Annotated in this window: 18 protein-coding genes; 11 read left to right on the top strand and 7 right to left on the bottom strand. The window is 42.8% G+C overall.

What is annotated here, in order from left to right; genetic code table 11:
• Positions 1-122 precede the first annotated feature (122 nt).
• The 7 genes from L1D50_RS09735 (at position 123) to L1D50_RS09705 (ending at position 10,532) form a co-directional block, all read left to right on the top strand.
• Positions 123-1,376: an efflux RND transporter periplasmic adaptor subunit gene (locus L1D50_RS09735; protein ID WP_239965967.1), complete on the top strand. Its 1,254-nt coding sequence runs from the start codon at positions 123-125 to the stop codon at positions 1,374-1,376.
• Positions 1,377-1,386: 10 nt separating this feature from the next.
• On the top strand, positions 1,387-2,094 hold the full coding sequence (locus L1D50_RS09730) for an ABC transporter ATP-binding protein (RefSeq protein ID WP_128727227.1): 708 nt from the start codon (positions 1,387-1,389) through the stop codon (positions 2,092-2,094).
• On the top strand, positions 2,094-4,487 hold the full coding sequence (locus L1D50_RS09725; RefSeq protein WP_128727228.1) for an ABC transporter permease: 2,394 nt from the start codon (positions 2,094-2,096) through the stop codon (positions 4,485-4,487). The genes L1D50_RS09730 and L1D50_RS09725 overlap by 1 nt, the downstream gene beginning before the upstream one ends.
• A gap of 52 nt (positions 4,488-4,539) precedes the next feature.
• A complete protein-coding gene (locus L1D50_RS09720; protein WP_239965966.1) occupies positions 4,540-6,927 on the top strand; it encodes an ABC transporter permease in 2,388 nt (795 codons plus the stop codon).
• A 106-nt stretch (positions 6,928-7,033) separates the two neighbouring features.
• Positions 7,034-8,380 (top strand): 3-deoxy-D-manno-octulosonic acid transferase, encoded by a 1,347-nt coding sequence (locus tag L1D50_RS09715; protein ID WP_239965965.1) that lies wholly within the window; start codon positions 7,034-7,036, stop codon positions 8,378-8,380.
• A gap of 2 nt (positions 8,381-8,382) precedes the next feature.
• Positions 8,383-9,411 (top strand): glycosyltransferase family 9 protein, encoded by a 1,029-nt coding sequence (locus L1D50_RS09710; RefSeq protein WP_239965964.1) that lies wholly within the window; start codon positions 8,383-8,385, stop codon positions 9,409-9,411.
• Positions 9,408-10,532 (top strand): glycosyltransferase, encoded by a 1,125-nt coding sequence (locus L1D50_RS09705; RefSeq protein WP_239965963.1) that lies wholly within the window; start codon positions 9,408-9,410, stop codon positions 10,530-10,532. Before L1D50_RS09710 ends, L1D50_RS09705 begins: the two co-directional genes overlap by 4 nt.
• On the opposite strand, the gene L1D50_RS09700 is transcribed toward L1D50_RS09705, so the two are convergent.
• Positions 10,518-10,964: a transposase gene (locus tag L1D50_RS09700; protein ID WP_239965962.1), complete on the bottom strand. Its 447-nt coding sequence runs from the start codon at positions 10,962-10,964 to the stop codon at positions 10,518-10,520. The genes L1D50_RS09705 and L1D50_RS09700 overlap by 15 nt on opposite strands.
• Positions 10,965-11,839: 875 nt before the next feature.
• Between L1D50_RS09700 and L1D50_RS09695 the strand changes: the two genes are divergently transcribed.
• Positions 11,840-12,139, top strand: a complete 300-nt coding sequence (locus L1D50_RS09695) for a DUF6482 family protein (RefSeq protein ID WP_128727234.1) — start codon at positions 11,840-11,842, stop codon at positions 12,137-12,139.
• Here the strand turns inward: L1D50_RS09695 and L1D50_RS23560 are convergent.
• Together L1D50_RS23560 and L1D50_RS09690 are read right to left on the bottom strand one after the other, a co-directional pair.
• Positions 12,095-12,289, bottom strand: a complete 195-nt coding sequence (locus L1D50_RS23560; RefSeq protein WP_345773971.1) for a hypothetical protein — start codon at positions 12,287-12,289, stop codon at positions 12,095-12,097. The genes L1D50_RS09695 and L1D50_RS23560 overlap by 45 nt on opposite strands.
• A gap of 214 nt (positions 12,290-12,503) precedes the next feature.
• Positions 12,504-14,144, bottom strand: a complete 1,641-nt coding sequence (locus tag L1D50_RS09690; protein WP_239965961.1) for a PKD domain-containing protein — start codon at positions 14,142-14,144, stop codon at positions 12,504-12,506.
• Positions 14,145-14,293: 149 nt separating this feature from the next.
• On the opposite strand from L1D50_RS09690, the gene L1D50_RS09685 reads away from it, so the two are divergent.
• The 3 genes from L1D50_RS09685 to L1D50_RS09675 all read left to right on the top strand — a co-directional run bounded on the left by L1D50_RS09685 (position 14,294) and on the right by L1D50_RS09675 (position 18,048).
• Positions 14,294-15,076: a DeoR family transcriptional regulator gene (locus L1D50_RS09685; RefSeq protein ID WP_128727237.1), complete on the top strand. Its 783-nt coding sequence runs from the start codon at positions 14,294-14,296 to the stop codon at positions 15,074-15,076.
• A 12-nt stretch (positions 15,077-15,088) separates the two neighbouring features.
• Complete coding sequence (glmS, locus tag L1D50_RS09680) at positions 15,089-16,909, top strand: glutamine--fructose-6-phosphate transaminase (isomerizing) (protein WP_239965960.1); 1,821 nt, start codon at positions 15,089-15,091, stop codon at positions 16,907-16,909.
• A 179-nt stretch (positions 16,910-17,088) separates the two neighbouring features.
• Complete coding sequence (locus tag L1D50_RS09675) at positions 17,089-18,048, top strand: bacteriophage abortive infection AbiH family protein (RefSeq protein ID WP_239965959.1); 960 nt, start codon at positions 17,089-17,091, stop codon at positions 18,046-18,048.
• Positions 18,049-18,067: 19 nt separating this feature from the next.
• On the opposite strand, the gene L1D50_RS09670 is transcribed toward L1D50_RS09675, so the two are convergent.
• From L1D50_RS09670 to L1D50_RS09655, 4 genes are read right to left on the bottom strand one after another with little or no spacing between them, the layout of a single operon-like run.
• Positions 18,068-20,869: an SEC-C metal-binding domain-containing protein gene (locus L1D50_RS09670; protein ID WP_239965958.1), complete on the bottom strand. Its 2,802-nt coding sequence runs from the start codon at positions 20,867-20,869 to the stop codon at positions 18,068-18,070.
• A gap of 35 nt (positions 20,870-20,904) precedes the next feature.
• A complete protein-coding gene (locus tag L1D50_RS09665) occupies positions 20,905-22,914 on the bottom strand; it encodes a DUF3732 domain-containing protein (RefSeq protein WP_239965957.1) in 2,010 nt (669 codons plus the stop codon).
• Positions 22,911-23,375 carry a three component ABC system middle component gene (locus tag L1D50_RS09660; RefSeq protein ID WP_239965956.1) on the bottom strand — a complete coding sequence of 155 codons (465 nt, stop codon included), beginning with the start codon at positions 23,373-23,375 and terminating at the stop codon, positions 22,911-22,913. Before L1D50_RS09660 ends, L1D50_RS09665 begins: the two co-directional genes overlap by 4 nt.
• Positions 23,372-24,499, bottom strand: a complete 1,128-nt coding sequence (locus L1D50_RS09655; RefSeq protein ID WP_239965955.1) for a hypothetical protein — start codon at positions 24,497-24,499, stop codon at positions 23,372-23,374. Before L1D50_RS09655 ends, L1D50_RS09660 begins: the two co-directional genes overlap by 4 nt.
• Between the last annotated feature and the right edge of the window lie 598 nt (positions 24,500-25,097).

Raw genomic sequence — 25,097 nt, 5'->3', positions numbered from 1 at the left:
ATATAAGGATAAATATCTAAGTTGTTGTACTTGTTTATAAAATCAAGCTTGGCACGGTGCTTGATATTAGTTACGCATATTCGATAAAACGATTTAACTGACTAAGAACAAGAGGCGTGATTATGGATAAGAAAATAGAGCGTTCAGGATTACAAAAACATCTTAAAAAAGCGGTGGCAGGTGGTGTACTACTGAGCATTGCTGCAGCGGCATTAGCATTCAATAACACTGCCTCTTCAGGTCGTAGTCAAAATCTCGTGCTGAGTAGCCTAACGGTGAGTACTGTAAGCAAGGGAGCGTTTGTGGACGCACTAAGCTTGCGTGGTCAAGTCGTACCAAAAACCACTATTTACTTAGATACCATCGCGGGTGGCCAAGTAGAAGAGCGTTTGGTGGAGCAGGGTGAGTTTGTTGAGGCAGGTCAGCCATTAGTGAGATTGAGTAACACCAGTTTACAGTTAGACGTGATGAGCCGTGAGGCACAAGTAACAGAGCAACTTAACTTCCTGAGAAACACCCAAATGACGATGGAAACCAGTCGGCTTAATCTACGCCGTGACTTGCTGGAGATTGACCTACAAATTAGCCATTTGGAACGCCGTTATAAGCAATCTAAACCACTCGTTGAGAAAGGCGTACTGGCAACCGACAGGCTATCTGAAATCGAGGACGATTTACAGTATTACAAGGCCCGAAAGGAGCTGACGTTAGAGCGCCAAACGCAGGAAAACTCTATTCGTAAAGTGCAAGTCGAACAGCTAGAAGACAGTGCTGAGATGCTACAGAAAAACTTGCAATTTGCCCGTAAAAACCTTGAAAACCTACTGATCAAAGCGCCGGTATCGGGTTATTTGAGTGAGTTGGATGTTGAAATTGGTGAGTCAAAGAGTAAAGGAGCGCGGTTAGGCCAAATTGACATTCCGAATGAATACAAGTTGGTCGTTCGCCTTGATGAGTTTTATTTAAATCAAGTACAACCGGATATGGCAGTGAGTGTGATGTTAGACAGCGGCTTAGTCAGTGCCAAGGTGAGCAAAATTGATAGCCGTGTAACACAATCTCAATTTCAGGTAGAAGTGGCGCTACCAAGCGGCCTTAGCGACATCAAACGCGGCCAAAGCCTAGATGTAGAACTTATGCTTGGTGGTAACAAAGAAAATGCCTTATTGCTAAAGCGAGGTGCCTTTTTTACAAGCTCTGGCGGTAATTGGGTATACGTGTTGGCAAGTGATGGCAAAACCGCCGAGCGCCGTGACATTCGCTTAGGCAAGAAGAATCAAGATTATTACGAAGTGTTAGATGGGCTATCGCAAGGTGAGCAAGTGATCACCTCAAGCTACAGTAACTTCGACAAAGCGCAACAACTCAATTTCTAAGGATATAACAATGATAAAACTAACTAACCTAAACCGTGTATTTCGTACTCAAGACGTTGAAACTACTGCGCTAAACGATATTAACCTAACCGTTAATGAAGGCGAGTTTGTCGCCATCATGGGCCCGTCTGGGTGTGGTAAGTCTACTTTATTATCCATCTTAGGGATGTTGGATTCACCGTCATCTGGGCAGTTTGAGTTTGCGGGCACGGACATTGCGGGCTATAGCGAAAAACAGCTCTCACAGCTACGTAAAGCGTCTATTGGTTTTGTATTTCAAAGTTTTAACCTGATTGATGAGCTAACGGTGTTTGAAAATGTTGAGCTACCGCTGCAATACCAAAATATCTCAAAAAGTGAACGTAAGCAGCGTGTAGAGCAGATTTTAAAGCGCGTTGCCATCGATCATCGCGCCGATCATCTACCACAGCAGCTTTCTGGTGGTCAGCAGCAGCGTGTGGCGGTTGCAAGAGCGCTGGTTATTAACCCTAAACTTATCTTAGCGGATGAGCCAACGGGTAACTTGGACTCCAAAAACGGCGAAGAAGTCATGGCGATGTTACGAGAGCTAAACCGCGAAGGTACAACCGTGATCATGGTAACGCACTCAGAAAAAGAAGGGTCATACGCGGATAGGCTTGTACGCCTTCTCGATGGCCAAGTAATGCTCGATAAAGCCAATTTGGTGAGGCAACCGCCAAAAGTAGAGGTAGCATAATGATAACGAATTACCTAATCACGGCATTGCGTACATTTAAGCAGCAAAAACAGCATTTTATTTTAAATGTCGTTGGGCTTAGTGTGGGCTTAGCTGCGGCAATTTTGGTCGCACTGTTTGCAAAAAATGAACTATCTTACGATAGCCAACAACCTCATGCTGAGCGTATTTACCGTATCGGACAGGACTATTCAAAGCTGGGGCTGGCTGTAATACCGATTTCTAACTTCCCCCGCGCTAAAGAGATGGAGCAATATAGTCAGATCGAGTCTGTTTTTGCACTCACAAAAGTTGACTGGACAAATCAAGCTGAAACCGATGTTCAGCATAATGGCCAAGGCTACAAGCTAACAGAAGTGTTAGGGGCTACCCCAAATATCCAAGACTTTATTGAAGTTGATATATTAACTGGTGACTTAAGCAACGCTTTGAGTGTGCCAAATAGTATTGCGTTAAATGAGTCTGAAGCGTTGCGAATTTTCGGTACGATTAATATTGAAGGGGAAACACTTGAATTCAAAGACGGCCAATACACCGTGAGGGCTGTATTTAAGGATTTGCCTGAAAATACGCACTTTTCCTTCAAAAGTTTAGTTTATATTGAGCACGACTTATCTAATTTAGATATCAACTCAAGTTATGTATATCTTAAGCTCACCGAAAATACAGACGTACCTGAGCTTGCGCAAATATTTACCGATAGATACTTTGATGGCCCGATGAAAGGCAAGCTTGCTATTGAGCTACACCCATTACGTGATCTTCACCTCACTGCTAAATCACCATTCGAGATGAAATCAGGAGGAACTGAGCAGGTTGTCGTTATCTGTGCAGGGTTGAGCGTACTTCTTATCCTTATCGCAGGTTTTAACTTTATTAATATGACCATTGCGCAGTCTGCAAAGCGTGCTAAAGAAGTTGGTGTGCGCAAGGCACTCGGTGCAAGCAAGTTGCAACTGGTTATTCAGTTTTTGGCTGAGTCTGTGTTGGTGTCATTATTGTCAATGATTATTGCATGCGTTCTAGTTGAGCTATGTTTACCGAGCTTTAATCAACTTGTGGATCGCGCATTAGTTGTCGATTACATGTCAATGTTGAGCGTTGCAGTCATTGCTGTGGCGATTGCTGTTGGTGTTGGTGCAGGGCTATATCCAGCACTATTTATTTCATCTTTCAGTGCAAAGCGTGTACTCAGTGGTGATTTGCAAAGAGGAAATACAGCAATCTTTGTGCGTAAAAGTCTACTGACCTTTCAGGCTGCATTATCAATTGCTTTGATCATCGCCTCTGTAACGCTACAACAGCAGCTAAAACACCTGCAAGGTTTACCGCTGGGATACGAAACAGCGCAACGCGTTGTGGTCTCAGATTTACCGAAACAGTCTATTTTTTCGAAAGAACCCACTGTGTTAATGAATAGACTTACAGCAATCGATGGTGTTGAAGCATTGAATTTCATCGATACGAAACTGACTGTATCAATCAATAGCAGTGTTTCACCAACGTGGCCAAATGGAGAACAATCAGAGGGGATCACGCCGACTATTGGCGCTGGTTTTAATTTGGTTGAAGGATTAGGGCTGACATTACTCGCAGGGCGTGACTTTAGCCGTACATACGCTGCAGATTGGGCATCTCAAGATGGTAACGGTACTAACGTTGGGGCGATCATAACTGAAACGGTTGCAAAGCAAGCTGGTTTCTCAAACTACCAAGATATTATAGGCCAGACTATTTTGGACAAAGGTCGCGGTTTGAATATGCGAGTTGTGGGCGTTGTGGCTGATGTAAAAGTGGGGAACGCCCAGGACGCAAGCTCTAATATCATTTTTCTGTGCGGATTTAGTCAAAGTACGGTGGGTGAAATCATCATGACGGTAAGCGCTCAAAACATAGCCTATGTGCAAGATCAAGTGATAGAGATTCTTGCTAAGAGCGCCAACCTTTATGAGCCGAATATCAGTCTCATGTCAGATAATTATAAAGCGATTTTGCGTGATGATGAGCGAGTTTCTCTAGTTGTATTGATTTTTACTGGTCTTGCGGTATTCCTGACGTGTTTAGGAACCTTTGGACTGGCATCCTTTGCGACTGCTCGCCGCCAAAAGGAAGTGGCTGTGCGCAAAGTCTTGGGCGCATCACGCTTGAGCATTGTGAATATCCTAGCGAAAGAGTTTCTTTCATTAGTGGCAGTCAGTATCGCGATTGCGTACCCAGTAACCTATTGGTTAGTGGGTGACTGGCTCGCAAACTTTAACGATAGGATAGAGCAGGCGATGTGGGTATACGGTATTGCAGCTTTAGTCGTTGCTGGGATCACTTGGTTAACCGTCGCTACCCTTGCTTTTAAAGCGGCGAGTACGCGTCCGTCACTAATTCTACGATATGAATAGTACACCTTTTGCGCGGCCTAGTGAGGCCGCTTCTTGCGTTTAAGGAAGAAGAATGTTGATTGTCAACTTAAGTACTGCGTTACGAGTAGCGAAGAAACAAAAACTCCACTTTGCCCTCAATGTTTTGGGTTTCTCATTGGGCGTGTCCGCTGCATTTTTGATATTACTTTACACCTTGCATGAGCTATCCTTCGATCGATTTCAGCCAAGTGCTGAACGCGTATATCGCGCCGAGGTAGACTTTTCACCACTAGGCCTTGGCACTATTCCAACCGTTAACTATCCCCGTTTACTAAAAGCGAAAGGCCTTGCACAAGTAGACGACGTGTTTGCGTTATTTCGTGCAAAAAATTATGACCCTGCGCTAGGGTATGTCCGCTTTGGTGAAACGTCTTTTCAGTTAAATAATTTATATGTTGCTTCAAGTAATATCATGAGTTTCATAGACCTCGACGTCTTGGAGGGCAATATTGAACAGGCGTTGAGTACACCGGAGCAACTGGTATTGAGTCGCTCCGAAGCCATGCGTTTGTTTGGGCACCTTGATGTAGTCGGACAACGTTTAGATTATAAAGGGGGTGTATACACAGTTGCTGCAGTTTTTGAAGATCTGCCCCCTAATACTCATTTTTCATTCGATAGTCTGATTTACACCAACAAGACCAGCGAAAACTTATATATGCACATGCATTATGTGTACTTACGTCTCAATAACACCAGTAATATTCCAGAGCTGGAGCAGACTGTTACGGATTTATTTGTGCTAGGGGATGAAAAAGATGTGTTATCGATTAATTTAACGCCCCTTGTGGATCTGCACCTATATCATGATGAGCTATCTGAGATGCGCGCTGGCGGAAATGTTCAAGCCATCACTGTGAGTGTAATACTCAGTTTTGCTTTATTGAGCGTCGCTGCCATCAACTTTATTAACTTGAGCATTGCGCAAAGTGGTTGTCGTATTAAAGAAGTAGGGATCCGCAAGTCACTTGGTGCTTCAAGAGCACAGTTATTCTGGCAATTTATTTGCGAATTTTTGGTAGTTGCTTTAGTAACACTCATTGTTAGTGCAGCAATGATTGAGTTGAGCTTACCTAATTTTAATCATCTGGTTGATAGAACGCTTCATTTTACTTTTTTCAGTTGGCAAGGAGGACTTCTGGTGGTGTTATCACTAATTGTCAGTTTGCTAGCTGGAATTTATCCTGCCCTCTATCTCTCAAAATTAAATCCGAAATTAATGTTGTCGGGCCAATCTTCGTTATCTGGCGGTGCAATATGGCTGCGAAAGATATTGCTTATGTCTCAGTTTATTGTCGCCATCGCATTAATCATTGGTGCAATAACACTACCTCGGCAACTCAGCTTTTTACAAACCTTATCACCAGGTTACAACGTGGAAAATCGTTTATACATAAGAGAGTTGCCGAAAGAAGCTATCTTGGCTGGTCCGCACTCACCTTTTCTAGATGCAGTGCGAAATATTGACGGAGTGAAACAGGCAGGCCCTCTTGATACGGATTTAACCCATGATATTCAATACAGTTTCAACCCCATATTACCAAATGGTGAAGAGTCAGCAGAGGCTATCGCAGGTATAGGTGTTGGTTTTAATGCCGTATCGCAACTCGGCTTGGAGTTGATCGCAGGACGGGATTTTGCACCAAAGTACGCATCAGATTGGTATACACAACGAGGAAATGAGCGCTTTATTAGTATTATCGTCACTGAATCTGTTACTAAGTTAGCAGGTTTCACTTCACCTCAGCACATCGTAGGAGAAACCATGCGTCGTGGAAAGTTAAATATGACGGTGGTGGGAGTGGTGAAAGATATACAAATTGGCGATGCTAAGCGCAATAACTCTGTGGCGATGCTGTTACCAGGGTACAGCCTAGTGCCAACCGCCGCTATTTTGATAGAAGTCGATAAATCAAAACAACAACATGTGACGCAACAGCTTACCCAACTGCTCGCTTCAAGGTTGGGTATTTATGAGCCTGATATTGAGGATTTAGGGGCGAACTTTAGCGCAAACTTTAACGAAGATGTTCGTTTTATTCAGATTGTGCAAACATTTAGCTTACTCACATTGTGTCTTGCGATATTAGGTGTGGTTGGTCTCACGTCTTTTACTGTGTTAAAGAAGCAAAAAGAGGTAGCTGTGCGTAAAGTGCTAGGAGCATCAAGCCTGAGCATCGTCAATATGTTAGCAAGAGACTTTCTGACTTTAGTTGCTGTGAGCATGACCATTGCGTACCCACTTGCCTATTGGCTTGTTGGTGAGTGGCTTGCGAACTTCAATGACCGAATCGATCAAGCGATGTGGATATATGGCATTGCTGCACTGATAGTTGTTGGGATCACTTGGCTTACAGTGGCAGCTCTAGCCCTTAGAGCTGCAGGCATGCGACCAGCATTGATACTACGATATGAGTAGAAAAGAGCCGCTGATGAAAACCGTCAGCATGGAGTTACTGTCAATTTAGTGTCAAAAACCATAGTTACACTGGGGCTAATTCAGGCTTGAATAACAAGGTGTAACTATGGCTAAGGTTAAGGCAACCTCTCGTCTTCGTAGAAGATCAGCTAATTCACTTTGGATTGGTGTTTATAACAGTATCCTATTGTTATGTTTACCTTTGATTGCGCTGATCTTATTAAAAAAATGGCTACGTAAACCGGGTTATAAAAAGCACTTTTTACAGCGCTTGGGTGTCTACGATTGTAAGCGGTTACCCGCCTGCATTCATTTACATGGCGTTTCTGTCGGCGAATGCGCCGCTATTGCTAAACTTATTCCTGAGCTGCGTAAACAGCATCCTCATTTACCCATTGTTTTTACTTGCACCACGGTTGCAGGTTCCGACTATATTGAGCGCAACTGGGGGGAGCAAGTCATTCACACCTATTTGCCATTGGACTTTCAATTGACGGTTGGTGCGTTTTTGGCGCACTTTAATCCGTTATTGACCATGTCGGTTGAGATGGAGTGGTGGCCGAACCTTATCCGTCAGTCGCGCAACCAAGGCAGTCGAGTGATGCTGGTAAATGCCCGCATGACCGACAGATCAAAGAATCGTTATGCCAAAATGTTAGGTCTTTTTACCTTTATGGTTTCCAAGGTGCATAAAATCCTGCCGCAAAGTGAGCTAAGTTATCAAGCTTTTCGCGAGTTGGGTGTACCACCTGAAAAACTGATGATGTGCGGTAATATCAAGTACGATTGGCCGGAACTGAAACATGCCGACCCAACGCAAAAACCCTCTCAGCTGACATGGATTGCGGGGAGCACGCATGACACCGAAGAAATAGCGATGGTCGCAGCGCACAAACAGTTGTTACAGCAAAATCCAGCTGCTCAGCTAATTATCGCACCGCGTCATCCTGAAAGATTTGATGAGGTATGGCAGCTGCTGCAAGCAAGTGGGCTGAGTTGTCAGCGTTACTCGCACGCGCCAACACTAACTGCAAATACGCAAGTGTATCTGCTCGATACGATGGGCAAACTATTTGCATTTTATCGTGATGCCCATGTTGCCTTTATCGGTGGCTCGTTAGTTAAGCTTGGTGGTCATAATCCTGCCGAAGCCATTGTCCAAGGGGCTGCCGTCGTAATGGGAAGTAGTCGACGAAATTGTGAAGATATATGTGCGCCGCTGAGTCAAGCTGGTGCACTTGTTGAGGGTAACGAGCCACAGCAAATAGCCAGAGAAGTCATCGGCTTTTGGCAAAATAGTGCTGCAACAATACAACAAATACAGGCTGGGCAAGCCGCTATCGCAGAGCATAATGGCGCACTACACAAAACCACATTGCAAGTTTTATATCAGTTAAAGCAAGCGCAACGGCCAGTTCATAGTACCCGATTACATCCAATGGTGATCAGATAACAATGCAATACAACAATATCCTTATTGTCCGACTCAGTGCTATTGGTGACATCGTGATGGCGTCAGGTCTTATTTCTGCACTAAAGGCACGTTATCCAGAAGCAAAACTGAGCTGGTTAGCAGAGCCAGCTGGCGCGACCTTGCTACAACAAAATCCATTGCTAGATGAGGTGATCCTGTGGCCTCGGAATGAGTGGCAAAAAGTGCGAAAAACACAGGGGATCATAGCGCTACTGAAGCACGTTAATAGCTTTAAAAAGCAGTTGGCTAGTCGACAATTTGACTTAGTGATCGACGCTCAAGGACTCCTTAAAAGTGGCGTGCTAGCTTGGCTTAGCGGCGCTCAATACAAGGTTGGGATCAATAGTCGCGAAGGCAGTCAGTGGCTTATGAATAAGGTAGTGACCTCGTCTTGGTCTGCAGATATCAGCTCGGAATACAGAGCAGCAGCGAAATTTTTTGGTGCGCCTGAAACGGCGTTCCAATACTCGCTCATTGCCTCAAAAGAGACACAACAACATACAGAAGCACTGTTATTGGAGCATACTCAAGGTCAACCTTATGTGGTGTTTTGCCCATTTACAACGAGAGCACAGAAACATTGGGTAGATGGGCATTGGCGTGAGTTGTATAAACAAGTAAAGCAGTCTTTTTGTGCGCATATTATTATGTTGGGTGGGCCAAGTGATATCGCTCATAGCGAACGTTTAGAAAAACAGATGCCGGGGATCATTAATCTAACTGGGAAAACGACATTGCTTGAGTGCAGTGAGATCATTCGGGGGGCAAAAGGTGTGATAGGTGTTGATACTGGGCTAACTCACATGGCGATGGCGCATCATACCCCGGTTATTGCATTGTTTGGCTCAACCTTACCGTATGAAAACACCTTCAATCCAAATGGTCGCGTGCTGAGTGATAAACTTGCTTGCTCACCATGCAAACGTCGGCCAACCTGTGAGGCTCGTTTTGATTGTATGGTGGGGCTCACGCCACAAAGAGTTTCGAACGCACTAGGAGAAGTGCTATGAAAGTTCTGCATATTGAAGCGGGTCGTCACTTATATGGCGGCGCACAGCAAGTGGTGTATTTAACCCAAGCGTTACAGCAAAAGGGCATTGAGAACGTGCTGGTTTGCCCGCCTAATAGTGAAATTATTGCAGCAGTTGATAAGCAAGTTGTTGTGGAGCCCGTGAAAATGGCAGGCGATCTCGATGTCATGCAATGTTTGCGTTTACGAAGGGCTATTGCCCATCATCGGCCTGATTGTGTTCATATTCACAGCCGTCGAGGGGTTGATACTTGGGGATTACTTGCCGCGAAGTCGCTTAATGTTCCTGTTATTTTATCGAGACGAGTCGACAACACCGAGCCGCGCTGGTGGTCAAAATTAAAATACCCAGCCTACGATAAAGTTATCGCTATTTCAGAAGGGATCCGCCAAGTATTACTCTCGCAAGGTATTGCTCCTGAGCAAGTAAAGTTAGTCCACAGTGCAGTTGATACCCAGCGCTTTACACCAAGTAGCGCGGAGCGGCAATGGTTGCTTGATGAGTTTGCGCTGCCACAAAATGCCTTGGTCGTGGCTAATTTTGCGCAGCTGATTGAGCGCAAAGGGCAGGATGTGATCATGCGTGCAGCCAAGCAACTCATTGCTGAGCATCCTAATTTACGTGTATTACTGTTTGGCCGAGGGCCAAAGCAGCAGCATTATCAGGCACGTATAGACGAGCTGGGGTTGCAAAAAATTGTTCAGTTGGTGGGATTTCGACAAGACGTAGCACGTATTTTACCGGCGGTTGATATTGTTGCACATCCAGCATCGATGGAAGGGCTAGGTGTCGCGTTATTACAAAGTAGCGCATCTGGCGTGCCTATTGTGGGCTTTGCTGCCGGTGGTATTCCCGAAGCAGTTGCGCACAATGAAACCGGATTACTCGCTCCGGTTGGTGATCAAGCTCAGTTTACCCAAGATCTTAATCGCTTGCTTAACGACTCAATTTTACGAGAGCAAATGGGCCGTAAAGGTCGCGCTAAAATATGCAGTGAATTTGCCATTGAGGTGATGGCGGAAGGCAACTTGTCGGTGTATCGAAGCGTGTTAACTGAGTTGGGAAGAAAGCCTTTAACCAGCCAATCACAAAAAGTGTGAGTTCCAATAAGGATAATCACCAATGTGGCTTACTAGCTTGGTTCTTAGTGGGTTTGCGGCAATATACCGGGCAATGGTATGCCTATCTTCTGTGATCCTGAGCTGATGATCGTAATACGCGCTTTGCCAAATTCTGTATTTTGAATCCAATTGCCTATTTAACAGGTAAGCTGTTCTGCCTTTTAACTCTCCAACAACCTTACCAAGTTGCGTATTTCCAAGTGTCAGTAAGCCATGAAAGTGATCTGGCATTAATACCCATGTTTGCCAGCGGCACTCAAACTTTTGTTCATTATGTGAGATAGATTGGCAAAACAATCGTGCCAGCCGATAATCCGTAAAATAGGGCGTGCGTTTATGGCAGTTAAACGTAATGAAGTATTCCGCGTACGGGATTGATATCCTGCCTTTTCTCAGGTCATTCCAGCTCATGTGCATTCCTTGCAATTGAGAGATGAATTTTAAAGATAATCCCTTTGATTAAATCTGTCGAGGTAAACCTCGACCTAAGGTTGGGTGGTAGGTCGTGATTTATCACGACAACAGGTTTGCGAATGGGTAAATGATTATCCTACCGAGGTAAACCTCGACCAACGTTTGGGTGGTAGGTCGTGATTTATCACGACAGGTTTGCGAATGGATAAATGATTATCCCGTCGAGGTAAACCTCGACCTACGGTTGGATGGTAGGTCGTGATTTAGCACGACATTAGGTTCCGAATGGATAAAATGATTATCCCGTCGAGGTAAACCTCGACCAACGTTTGGGTGGTAGGTCGTGATTTATCACGACAACAGGTTTGTGGTGGATAAATGATTATCCCGTCGAGGTCAACCTCGACCTACGGTTGGGTGGTAGGTCGTGATTTATCACGACAACAGGTTTGCGGTGGATAAATGATTATCCCGTCGAGGTAAACCTCGACCTACGGTTGGATGGTAGGTCGTGATTTATCACGACAACAGGTTTGCGAATGGGTAAATGATTATCCTACCGAGGTAAACCTCGACCAACGTTTGGGTGGTAGGTCGTGATTTATCACGACAGGTTTGCGAATGGATAAATGATTATCCCGTCGAGGTAAACCTCGACCTACGGTTGGATGGTAGGTCGTGATTTAGCACGACATTAGGTTCCGAATGGATAAAATGATTATCCCGTCGAGGTAAACCTCGACCTACGAATGGATGGTAGGTCGTGATTTAGCACGACAACAGGTTCGCGACAAAACATTCACGACAGTCAAGGTGAACCAAACACGCACATGGGCCGTTTAATAATTAGTCGGTTAATCGAGGAGAGCACTATGCTTGCTGCCACACTCAAAGAAAAAATCGCTAATAAAGAACTCCATGCCATCGTGCTTAGCTACGCGGATTCAAATCACTACCTTGCGGGTGGTCAAGATAGTGATGGAAACTTACACATCTTGATGCATGCAGAGGGTAAACTCACACCATTTAACTCGTTGCGAGAAGCCGAGAAAAAGCTGTCTGAGCTCGGCGCAACACAAGCCTTCTTTAGGGTTGAGTCAGCCTATGACGAGTGCGGTCCTACTAATTCACAAAGCAATGGTGTGGATACAATGGAAATAAGAAATCTCTAGGGCCTGTTGACCTTTGCTGTTTGATTTTTGTTCTTCTGAGTGTGTTTTGGTCGCGACGCTCGACTTGCCGCCTAGTAATCTAGGCAAAAGTTGAGCAACAATGAACAAAGCGCGCTCAGATGAACCCAAAGGGCAGCGCTTGATTAGCATTTCTTCTGTGTTGCCCCACAAGGATGTGGGGTAAGGTGACTTTGCAGGAGCACAAAGTCTTTATCGCCAGACTTACATAGAATGACTATGCTACGCTGGCTCTGCCTTGTATAAATACCAATCAAACTGCTGCAAAAACAAACTTGAAAGATCAACAGGCCCTAGTATATATGGCAAACAAAGAGGCGGCGCGAGCTAAGCGCCGCCTCGAACCTTACTTGACGACAAATGTAATGCGTTGATGTCCTGAGTAAGGGGATATGTTATCCCTAGCGTAAACAAGTACTTGATAGGTGCCTGCGGTAGTTAAAGGCAATGCGGCAGTGTTACTTGTTTCAGTTCCGATGGGGGCGACCGTACCATTTGGCAATATCACCAGCCAAGTGAAGGTAATGGGGTTGGCTTCTTTGTCATAAGCGTTCGCTTTAAGGGTTAAACGGCTACCTTTGATTTTGCTCCCATTTACTTCTATGTCAGTAATGATTGGTGCATAGTTTGCCGGATCTTCGACCTTTATGGCGACAAGTCGACTGGTGGTATGTTCCCCATCAGATGCATCAGCTTGTACAACATAGAGCCCTGCGACATCAAAGCGGGTGCTAGCGCGATTATTGGCTTCAGTAATAATGGTTGCTTGGCTAGCGGCAGGTTTATTTAGCCACTTCCAGTGTAGCTCTACTTGTGCGCCTTCTGGATCTTGGACTTCGGCGATGAATTCTTGCTCTGTTAGGGTAAACTTGTTGAGCAGTGGGCCCGGCGTTATATTCAGTACCGGAGGTGCATTTCGGTCACGGTTAAATGAAGTCGAAATTTGACCTGTTTTTGCCTGTTTCTCTGAGACCGTAATCGTTTTTACTACTGACTCTGTTCGGTCGCTATTTCTATCTTTGAGCGTAAAGCGAACTTTGTATTCTCCAGCGACATCAGGGGTGAAGAAGGAGAGATATGCCATAGTATGGGCCAGTTTTGCCTGACTGCCAGCAGGAATACTGTCGAAGCTAAACATCGGAGTCGCAAAATTGTATTGCATGCTGTCTCTAGCATTTAGGGTAACAAGATCGTTCACTTTGGCGGTGTCAGGTGCATCCAACAATGCTTTAAGCTCTGGCCTGTCGTCATACACTTCTATCTGTTGGGTGACTGTATCTGAATAGGTTTTGCCATCATGTACCGTTAAACTAATCGTGAATATGCCATAGTCTCTCCCTACAAAAACGGCATATTCCCCTTCTGGATTGATAAGATGGAAGTCTAACGCATTATTAGCACTGGTCACTTGCCACTTATAATTAAGGCGGTCGCCGTCGGGATCTGAGCTGTCTTTCGCGCTTAGTGTTATTTGCTCACTTTTTACTGCTCGTTCTTTAAAAGGGGTAATTACCGCCGTGGGGGCGCTATTGGTGGGTTCAACGGGTTTATCTGTGACTTTTACTGACACTTTGGCAATTGATTCCTGTGAATCAGATTTAATGGTCAGCTGAGCCTCATAATTACCCGCTACATCCGCAATAAATTCACTCAACAAGCTGCTCTTATCGGCTATTTGCGCCTTACTATTTTCTGGTTTTGTGGTGAGTGACCATGTCACTTTGGCGTTAGCAGAAACTACGCTGCTAGTTCCTACAAGTCTGACTGTTGCACCTGTATAAACCGATTGAATTGGGTTTATTTTTGCCTCAAGTTGGGTGTTCTCTGTGCCGGAGTTATCGGAGCCGGTTGAGTTATCCGTGCCAGTATTATTATTGCTATCACTACTGTTATTGTTGTTATCGGTAGCGCTTGACCCTCCTGAGCCGCCACATGCTGTTAATGTCGCGCCAAGGAATAAAGCCAATAATATTAATCGTTTGTTCATTTAAATGTCCCTTTATTATATCCAGTTAGACAAAATACCCGCTTTAGAATATTTAATCTAGTTAAAATTTGCTCTGCACAAAAATTAGCTTGTCCAAATATAAAAGTTTCGACTATAATCGCCTTAAATTTCGAAACGAAACTTATTTGATGACAAAACGAAATACTCAACAGCGCAGACATACCATCCTTGCATGGGTAAATGAATACGGTGAAGTCAGCGTAGAATCACTCGCGGCTGAGTTTGAAACATCAGAAGTTACGATTCGTAAGGATTTAACGGCATTAGAAAAAAGTGGCTTATTACTGCGCCGCTATGGCGGTGCTATTGCCCTCCCTAAAGAGATCACGGCGTCGGGTAAAGACGAGCAAGATTCAGCACGTAAAACAGCCATCGCGAAAGCCGCCGCAGCGCTTATTAAAGATCACAATCGCATTATTATTGATAGTGGCAGAACCACCGAAACCTTAATCCCAGAGCTTGCGCAAAAGCGTGGCTTAGTCGTGATGACGAATGCGATGAATATTGCCAACCGCTTGTTATCGCTTGAAAATGAGCCAACGTTATTGATGACCGGCGGGACGTGGGATCCACATTCTGAATCATTTCAAGGGCAAGTAGCAGAACAAGTACTACAATCCTACGACTTTGATCAGCTTTTTATTGGAGCCGATGGCATTGATGTAGAACGTGGCACAACCACATTCAACGAATTAATTGGGCTGAGCCGTGTGATGGCAAAGTCAGCCCGTGAAGTCATTGTGATGGTCGAATCCGACAAGATTGGCCGTAAAATTCCGAATTTAGAAATACCTTGGGCACAGATCACCACTTTGATCACCGACAACAACTTGGCAGATGATCTTCGCCAAGCGATCAAAGCACGTGGCATACAGCTTATCTGTGCTGAATTACACACAACGTGCAAATAAAATGGAGAGATTATGTGTGGAATCGTAGGCGCTGTTGCTGAGCGTCCAGTAAACAAAATTCTTATCGAAGGCCTAAAACGCCTTGAATACCGTGGTTATGACTCTGCGGGTGTAGCACTTTGCGAAGGCGGCGCACTCAACAGTGTGAAAGCCGTAGGTAAAGTGGTAAACCTAGAATCTGCGCTTGAAAATGCAGAAGTGAAAGGCACGACCGGTATCGCGCATACGCGCTGGGCAACACACGGCGGCGTAACAGAGGCTAACGCGCACCCGCATATTTCTAACAGCGAAATTGCGCTAGTACACAACGGCATTATTGAAAACCATGAAGGTTTGCGCAGTGCACTCAAAGAAGACGGCTATGAGTTTTTATCTGACACCGACACCGAAGTAATGGTGCACCTGATCCATCAACTCAGACAACAGCACACTACATTACTTGCTGCTGTGCAAGCCGCGGTAAAACAGCTTGAAGGTGCATACGGTACGGTATTATTTGATAAAGCAAACCAAGATGAAATCATCGTGGCACGCTCAGGCAGCCCACTGGTGATCGGCCTTGGCCTTGGCGAAAACTTTATCGCCTCTGATCAGCTCGCGCTATTACCAGTAACCCGCAGCTTTATCTTTTTAGAAGAAGGCGATGTAGCACGCATTACTCGCGAAACGGTAGAAATCTTCGACATAAACGGCAATCCTGTAGAACGCGAAGTAGTTGAGTCTAACATCACGCAAGATGCGTCGGGCAAAGGTGAATATCGCCACTACATGCTAAAAGAAATCTACGAGCAGCCAATGGCAGTACGTAATACACTTGAAGGTCGTTTAGACAACGATCGCGTCAGTATCGACGCATTTGGCGACAAAGCTAATGAAATCTTTAAAGATGTAAAACACGTCCAGATCATCGCATGTGGTACGTCTTACCACTCAGGCATGGTGGCGCGCTACTGGCTAGAGCAATTTGCAGGCGTAAGCTGTAACGTTGAAATTGCCTCAGAGTTTCGCTACCGCGACTCATTCGTGCATGAAAACAGCCTACTGGTAACCATTTCACAATCAGGCGAAACCGCAGACACGCTCGCGGCACTGCGTCTTGCCAAAGAGCAAGGCTATATGGCGTCAATGACCATCTGTAACGTACCAGGTTCATCGCTAGTACGTGAGTCAGATCTTGCCTTTATGACCAAAGCAGGCGCTGAAATTGGGGTGGCATCAACTAAAGCATTTACGACTCAACTAGTTGGCTTATTGATGCTAACGGCGTCAATCGCGCAGGAAAAAGGCCGTGACCAAAGTTCAATCGTCAACGCCATCAAAACCCTGCCAACCAAGCTTGAAGAAACCCTAACGATGGCAGATGGTATTGAACTTCTTGCAGAAGAATTTGCCGACAAACATCACTCATTGTTCTTAGGTCGTGGCTCACAATACCCAATCGCAATGGAAGGTGCGCTTAAGCTTAAAGAGATCTCCTACATCCACGCCGAAGCCTATGCGGCAGGCGAGCTAAAACACGGGCCGCTCGCGCTTATCGACGCAGATATGCCTATCATCGTCGTTGCACCAAACAACGAACTGCTTGAAAAGCTCAAATCAAACGTTGAAGAAGTACGCGCACGCGGCGGCATCATCTATGTATTTGCAGACAAAGACTCAAACTTTGCCTCAGACGACACCATGCGAGTAATGAACGTCAACCACGTAGAAAACATCATCGCCCCAGTGGTTTACACCATACCACTACAGCTACTTTCATACTATGTAGCCGTGATCAAAGGCACCGATGTTGACCAACCGAGAAATCTCGCAAAGAGCGTAACGGTAGAATAAGAAAAGGCGCGCAAGCGCCTTTTTTTGTCACATACAAACTAAGTTGGAAAGTTATAAACAAGGATGGAAAGTGACAAACAAAGTTGGAAAGTGACAAACAAAGTTGGAAAGTGGATGTGAATTTTGCAGGCTGAACACTTAGCTTGGCCTGCATTAACTAAATCTTACGGAAAAGAGATATGAAGTTATATGTAATTGGGAATGGTTTTGACTTGCATCATGGGCTCAATACTTCGTATATTTCGTTTGGGTTGTTTCTAAAAAAGCATTATTCCGATGTATATGAATTACTTTTAGAACATTATGGTTTCGAGGACATTAATTTAGAAAATCAATCAGTTACTAGAGATCTTCTTTGGTCTGATTTCGAACATAGTCTGTCATTATTGGATACACAAACAGTTTTAGATGCATATACTGATTATCTTGCTAATCCAAGTTCTGACGATTTTAGAGATCGAGACTGGGGAGCGTTTCAAATTGAAATGGAGTTTGTTCTTGAGAAGTTAACGGCGACTTTATTCAGCGCGTTTAAAGAGTTCATTCTTTCTGTTGAATTCCCTAATCTTGATCAACTGAAAGAAATAAAACTAGATAAAAAAGCAAGGTACCTAACATTTAACTATACAGATACCCTATCAAGATACTATTCGATTTCAGATGAGAATGTATTGTTTATACATGGAAAAGTTGATGGATGTGTAGATGAATTAGTGCTCGGACATGGGGTTAATCCTGATAGTTTTATAGAAAAGCCAGAGTCTCCGCCCGAAGGTTTATCCTCTGAGAATTTAGAAGCTTGGTATGAACACATGTCGGATCAATTTGATTATTCATATGAGCTTGGTAAAGAAACTATCAATCGATACTTCAATGAAACTTTTAAGTGCACGGAATCAATAATATCGAGTAATGCTATGTTTTTCAGAAACCTGAAAAACATAGACGAAGTAATAGTAATTGGTCATTCGTTAGCAGATGTTGACATGCCTTACTTTAAACATTTAGCTAATTCGATTAAGCACTCTGCTAACTGGACGGTGACATTCCACGATGAAAGTGATCGAAATACGCACTTTAGTAAGTTAACAAACTTAGGTATTAAAAATATTTCAGTAGTCAGAATGAGTGCTTTGTAGTTTGACAAAAATATTCGTATTAAATTACACCATGACACTTTTTATATTTTAAGCCAGAGCCACAAGGGCATTGTTCGTTTCTTCCAACTTTACCAAATAACTTTTTGCTTTCTTCCAGTTGTGCTATTTGGGCTAGATGTGAAATCAAGTCAGTCTGGTTTTCTATTTCGGTGCGCTGTTCGCGGCTTAACCCCTGTATATATGGATTCAGATTTTTAATTTCTGAAGCTGCATCATTATGTAATCCGCAATAAGCGAGAATGACAGCATATTGACTTCTCACCTGCACCATCCTGTTTATCAAACCCGCTTGATTTATAACAGGTAAAATATGTTGCTCAACTACCTCTTTAGCTCCTTCATAATCTTTCCTCGCAACAAATTCATCAGCCAAATCTTGCCCGACTCGAACCATGGAGTCTGGAGCCATTGTCATATTGTAGAATTTCATAGCATGAATGCGCGTAAATGAGGTATTTTCATCAAGCTCATCTAAAATCCGAGCGTAAAGCTCCAATGCATCTGCTAGGTGTTTGATATGCTCTTGTACATTTTCAGGTCGATTGATAATCGTCCATAACACATCTGAATTTTTGCCAAGAACGTCTTTAGGGGTAATGCCCAAAATATGATAATACTCTCCAACGACTTGATGGCATATTTGCTTGGCTTTTCTGTATTTTTTGAGCTTCCACAACGCAATAGCATAGTTATAGTTGAATATTCGTTTGTGCTCAGCATCAGGAAGTTTCGTCGAATACTCTTCTTTCAGTCGCTCAACCTCTTGAGCCTTACCATTTTCGGCTGCAAGTAATATTTTTTTCATGCCAAAAGCTACGTGCTCACGATAGCTAAACTCATTGTGTGCAATCAGATGTTCCATCGCTTCAAGTCTTGGTGGAGCGTCTTGAAAATGACCTTCCCTAAAAGCAGAGAACACTAATCCATCCAGAGCCCAAAACTTATGTTCTGCCCCTAAGACATTGGAGTTCAGAGCCGATTCTATACTCGCCATAATATCTGTATTGATACCCATCTCATAAAACAACTCTTCACCTGATATTGAGATAAGTGCCATAACGTCATTTAGTTTAATAAAAACCTGGATCAGCAATGCAAATCTAGAAGTGTCACGATCTTTATGTAAACTTGAGATAATAAGATCTTTTAAAGTGATTAAACTTGTTTGAATCACCTCCTCATCTAACAGGTTTAAATGAATTAATCCCAGAGCTCTTAGAGAGTCGTGCACTTTCAGCGTTTTATTCCCAAAAGCCTCTACAGCTCCTGTGGCTCTCATTTTCTTAAGATATATGACAGCTTTATTTGTTGGTATATTTAGCGAGTGACTGAGCAATGTAACTATTTCATCCGTGCTTAATCCGACGTCAGCCAAGCTAAATATTGCAAATGAATCTTGAATGACTTTATCTAAGCCTTGATAAATCCGTGAGAGAATAATTTCTTGTGCAGTTTCTGTGCTGCATTTTTGTTGTGTTAAGTCTGCACACAGCGTATCAATATTGTTTTCGTATTCTGTAGAAGCTAAATTTGCAGCGCTTTGAACATAAAGTGGTAGGCCTCCAGTATAGTTTTTTAAATTTTCAAAACCTTGAGGGGTCCCGTATCCTCCCAGCGTATTAACTACAGCCGCTATAGAATCAATATCCCAGCCCTTAAGTGTTTCTCTATTTATACCCATAAGAGATTCTAATTCTCTAACGCTCTCATTCGGCTGACATAGGAGTACAAAGTGAATCGATTTAGTTGAGTTAAATAAGTTTCTGATAGTTTCAGCGGGGATACGGTGTGAGTTATCTATAACGAGAAGGATATTGGTCCCCTGCTGCGTAATATATGTGTCAAAGGTTCTTAAAGCATTGTAGCCACTCATGCCTGGAAGAAGTATTTTTCTAAATCCATCATTGTCTGAACCTGCGAATTTAGCAGCAAGTTCACGTACCAAAGTACTAGCGAGTGCCGGTGCAGGTATATCGCCAGTGTCATAGTAAGCACAAAGCTGTGAGCTATGGAGAGCTGCTTGTGCTGCCCACGCAGTTTTTCCGGAACCGGATAAGCCACAAATAATACGTATTCGTTCATTGGATATTAGAGTTGGCTCACACATTTGAGCCACGTAATTTTCTGGCGGCTCAGGAAAGTCTTGCAATTGAATCAGTAATTGCTCAAATAACTTAGGTAAGTTCCTAGTTTGGAATACATGTGACATGTCCTGCGAATCGCCTGTGGCTGCTAGCTGCACAAGTCCCGCCAATTTCCAGATAAGTGAGTCAGGTGACAACAATGAAAACTTCAATTTTTGGGCTTGCGTAGTGCACCACTTTGCAGCTTCAGAGAGTGACTCCCACGCTGGGGGGAGAGCAGGATCGCAACTAGAAGGCGCTTTTGGTGAGATAAATTTAATATCACCAGGAAATAGTTTGTTATTGATGTTTTTTTTAAGTTGCGGACTAGGCTCTTGATTAGCTATCAATACAAATAAAGCTTCTCCTTTTCTATTTCCATCAGTATGCTCCTTACGTAGTATGTCAAAGCGTTCTATAGCCCCAGAGACATCGCTAGGGATTATCTGCTTAGAACGAGTTTTCACTTGTATGTATATTCGTTTCTTTTTACTTAAAAGCTCTATGTCTTCATCTAATTCAACTATTGTTGACTCTATGTTTGCTTCTTGAGCTAATAATAAACAACCAACAGTATATAAATGTTGATACAAAAAACCTCTATGTACTGCCTCAATTCGAGTTAGTTGAGCTTCATCAAGAACATCGAACGAGTGTTCACTTTTTTTATCAAGCATTTGAACTATATTTCCGATCTAAAGTAATGAAACAGTTAACTGACAGGATCAATTAAGCCTCTTTTACGCCAACGGTTTCCATTGACTAAGGATTCAAATTTAACTCCATTTGATAGCTCTAAATTGTCTGCATGATCGGTAACAATGATTTGCGGGCTAAAGCCATTGCTTGATTCAAGTTCATTACAATAGATAGATAGCTGACTAAAAAGGTTCTCAACCGCCTTAATATCTTCATCGACGGGACGCTCCTTCTCTGTTCTTTGTTTGGCTTCCGTGCTTTTTTGCTCATCAAAGGTATCAGCGTTATCACGTGTGAAATTAGGAAAGTAAACTTGGGTTGGCTGATCTAGGAATAATAAAGAAGGGATCGCACACTTATTTCCTAATTCAGCAAAATATTTATGTAATGCTAAAAATAATGTTACATGGCAGTAAAGCCAGTTTGCACCACTGCCCATTGAACGCAGGTAAATCTTTTCGCCTTCAGGCGTTAAATGATAAAGGTCAAAAGTCTCAAATGAGAAATGGAGATTAATTGGCTTGTAGCTTGTTTCAAACTCAAAATGACTGCCTATATCAGTCATATATTTGTTTACCTTTATCGAAGCATTTTTTAATCCATTTTCTACATCATATTCTTTAAGACTTTCGTTGATTTTTTTTAATTGTTTTCGTAGTTCTTTCAAGCTCTTTTCTATATCAGAATCGTCAGCCATGTTTAGCGAGTCTAAAAGAGCGAAAAGTTTCGCTTTATGCATAATGATATTTTCATAAAGGCTTTTGTTTTTAGCTATTTTTTCTTCTGTGGCTTCAACATCTTCAATTTGTTTGCTTAAGGCCATCAATTCGTTGTTTAAATGCTCGGTATCGCGCTGAATAGTCACTAGTGAGGATTCGAACTTTGCTTTCATAGGACGAGCTTGAGCAAGGTTGCCAGAAACCTTTGTGATAGCTTGCTGTAGCTTTTCAGCACTTAGTTGTAGCGTGTCTTTTTCAGTTTTGCAAAATGGACACACAGATGCTGAAATATGAACGTGTGTAGGTGTACTAAACTGCTTTACGTTATTAGTGAAACGTTCTTCTTCCCCGATATGTTTGTTAATTGACGCTGTTTGACGTTGTAATCTTCTCAACTGAGACGTCTTCTGGGTGCGCTCTAGTTTTAATTGATTATACCGTTGAGTAATAGCATCGGAGTTGTGGTTGATCTTCTCCGGCACTATTATTTCATCGAGTTCTTCTTTAGCATTTTGCGGGTGGCGAAGCACTTTTTCCAATGAAAGCGGCTCTTCTTCAAACCCCATCAAAGCATATAGTTGACTCAACTCCGGGCCTACTTTTTGTTTGTAGCTATCTACTGCGCGTTTGTTTGTTTCTTTACTTCGCTCTAAACGTCTAACTTCTGCCGTTAAACGCTCTTTCTCTTGTGATAGATGAAAGAACTTTTGATCGACTAGCCCTAAAAATATCTTGGTATGCTCAATAGCCTGATCGCGCTTTTCCTTCTCGTCGAATCGATAAAATAGCGCATGTTTATTGGCAACCAAGTTTTGATGTTGCAACATGAACGAAGAGAAACTTCGTATCGATGGTGTAGGCGCTTTACGTCCTCCCCTGTAAGCTTTTGCAACCAGAGATTCATCAACATCATCGATGTCTACGAAAAAGTCTCTTAAATGCTTTTTAAACTCAGGCAGTGGTCGGAAATAACTGACATTAAAGTATTCCCGATCAACCTCGGCGGTATCGAAAGTGTCAATACGACGAAAAAACGCTCTTGAAGCAATATCAGGGTCGCGCGCAATCAATATATTTTGTGCGTTTACAGCAAGCGCAACATAGTAAATTGAAGCACTATTTGTAATCACCCCTTTGGGAATGGTGTTCTCATCGCTACCAAAGCAATAATCAAATATTTCAATCAAGGCACTTTTACCGGTTGATGACTTTCCGGTTACAACATTTAGCCCTGCTTGAAAATTAACAGGATGTTTGACTCCTTGTTTATCAATCACACCAATTTCATGAATAAGGGTTTTCATCGCGGTTTCACTCCTAAAAACGCATAAATCTCGACCACTGAGTGACCGCTAAATAATTGACCTAGTTTTTCTGCACATTTTTGTTGGGTAAATACTGAATCAGAACTGTCACTTTTACTTAAAGATAAATTATTTTCATCGACAGATAGCCAGTCGTTTATTAAGCAATATTGAATGCATTGCTCTGTTAAATTTTGAAACCCATCAATTCGTTCTTGAAGGTCATAAAGTTTTGTCCGATCATCAAATACAGACCAAATTGAACTTCGTTTTTTATTGCCAAACACAGCCCCAGAAATTCTCTTACTAATAACAGGATGACTACACAACGGGATCACTAACTGAGCAAGCAATATATTATTTTCTGACTCATCCAAATGTTTATAAAACGAGGCCACAAATGAACCATAATCAAATGGGTTGTACTTTAATTCGTATAAGGCATCGACAATGCTACTCATGGCTTAACCTTCCATTTTAAGTCCCTTTCATCATCATCCATAGCATCATGCAGAAGGCCGTTTTTATACTCGATCGGCGGAATATCGTTGCCCATGTTTAGCGGCAGTTCTCGCATGACCTTGTTGTATAGCAACTTTGAACTTTTAATTTCATCAGTTGCTTCAAGTTGAGCACTTGAATGTGCCAGTTTGTAATTTTTTACCAATTGGTTCTGGTAGGTTACCGTTTTGTCTTTATATAATGGATATTCATCTAACTGTTCTAGAAGGGAGTTTTGCAGTTCCAGCCAGTTACCTACGGCATCAGGGATCACTTCATGATGTTCTATTTCAGTTATTTTTTGGACAAATAGCCGTTCTTGATGATGTTCAATTTCGATATCTGATGCTTCATACCCTGAAAATAATGGAAAAGTGAATTCCTTCTTACAAAGAAGAGCTGTTAATTCTTCACATTTCGCTGCGAAATCCTGTTGAGTAATGCACCATGATTGCTGCGTAGCCTGCGCATATACAAAGCCAACTAAGCCCTGAAGGTAACTACTTAAGTTATTCTTGGGAATGCCAACAGGTTTAGCTGTAATATTCTTTTCTAAATTTTGTGCGTTATCAGCCTCGGTAAATAAAGTTACTTTACTTAGTACATTTTTTAACAAATCATCATCGGTATCCATCACAGATTTTTGCATCTTGATTATTTCAGATGGCCTTTTAGTGTTAAGTTGCTCATCAGTGCGTTCGGCGAATATGCTTGTTAGTACAGCTAAACGTTGATCGACAGTTTGTGTGTTCCAGTTGTGTAAACGTGTAGTAGTACCAAAAGCCTGGGTGGTATGTAACACCAAAGCTCCATATTGAGCATGACAAAACTCTGGTGCTAACCAATTTTTGAGTGTTTTCCAGAGGTTTTCATGATGGTCCGTAAGTGGCGCAGAATAGTCTTTCACTTCCGTTTGGGTTGAAGTTAAAACATCTGGCGACATTAGGCTTACATCACCATCTTTCTCGAACCACACTGATTGACCATCGTCTAAAGAAAAGCACTTATCTAAGCCAATCAGTACTTGGTAATGAAAGGCTAAGGCCGTTGTTAAAGCTGCATTTTTTGGAAGGCTATTACTCATTATCACTCCCTGAATTTTTTATTCCTAAATAAGCCGAGTATCTAGGCCTGCGGCCTTTAGTCTTGTGGTTAAATTTCGCATTTTACTGAACTCTGTGCCCAGACTTTGCTTTCACCCCATTTCTTCACAAAACTCTTTCGCCGTGATGTGCTTTAACTCATCAGCAAACTAAATCATTTGTAGGTGAAGCTCAGCCGTGTATTAGTTACGAGGTACTACAGCCAAAGCTTGTTTTATTTGTTTGAAAACCGCTTTATTAGACATTGATAAGGATTAGATTTTAACCGTTTAGCAATGATATGCAAAGACTATGTTAAAAGGATCTCACTAGCGGTTATTTTATGAACGTCAAACAACACTTCAACAACACAACAACGCTAACACCCACACCCACTATTATTTATTCACCTCGGTTAACTCGAACTTAGGTTGGTGAGCTCACACTAACCTTATTGACTATCTGTGGTAGCCGTTTTCTTCTAGAGCTTCGATTATATCGGCAACGGGGAATACTGTGCCCCGGGCTATTAATGCGTTAATGCTGTCTGCGTATGCTTGTTCAAATTGAATCTTAAACTAACTATGTGTTGTGTTAGAA

Source organism: Pseudoalteromonas sp. Isolate6 (assembly GCF_022398435.1).
GTDB classification, from domain to species: Bacteria; Pseudomonadota; Gammaproteobacteria; order Enterobacterales; family Alteromonadaceae; genus Pseudoalteromonas; species Pseudoalteromonas galatheae.
The sequence above is the reverse complement of the archived record's forward strand: the minus strand, read 5'-3'. Positions and strand labels throughout refer to the sequence as shown.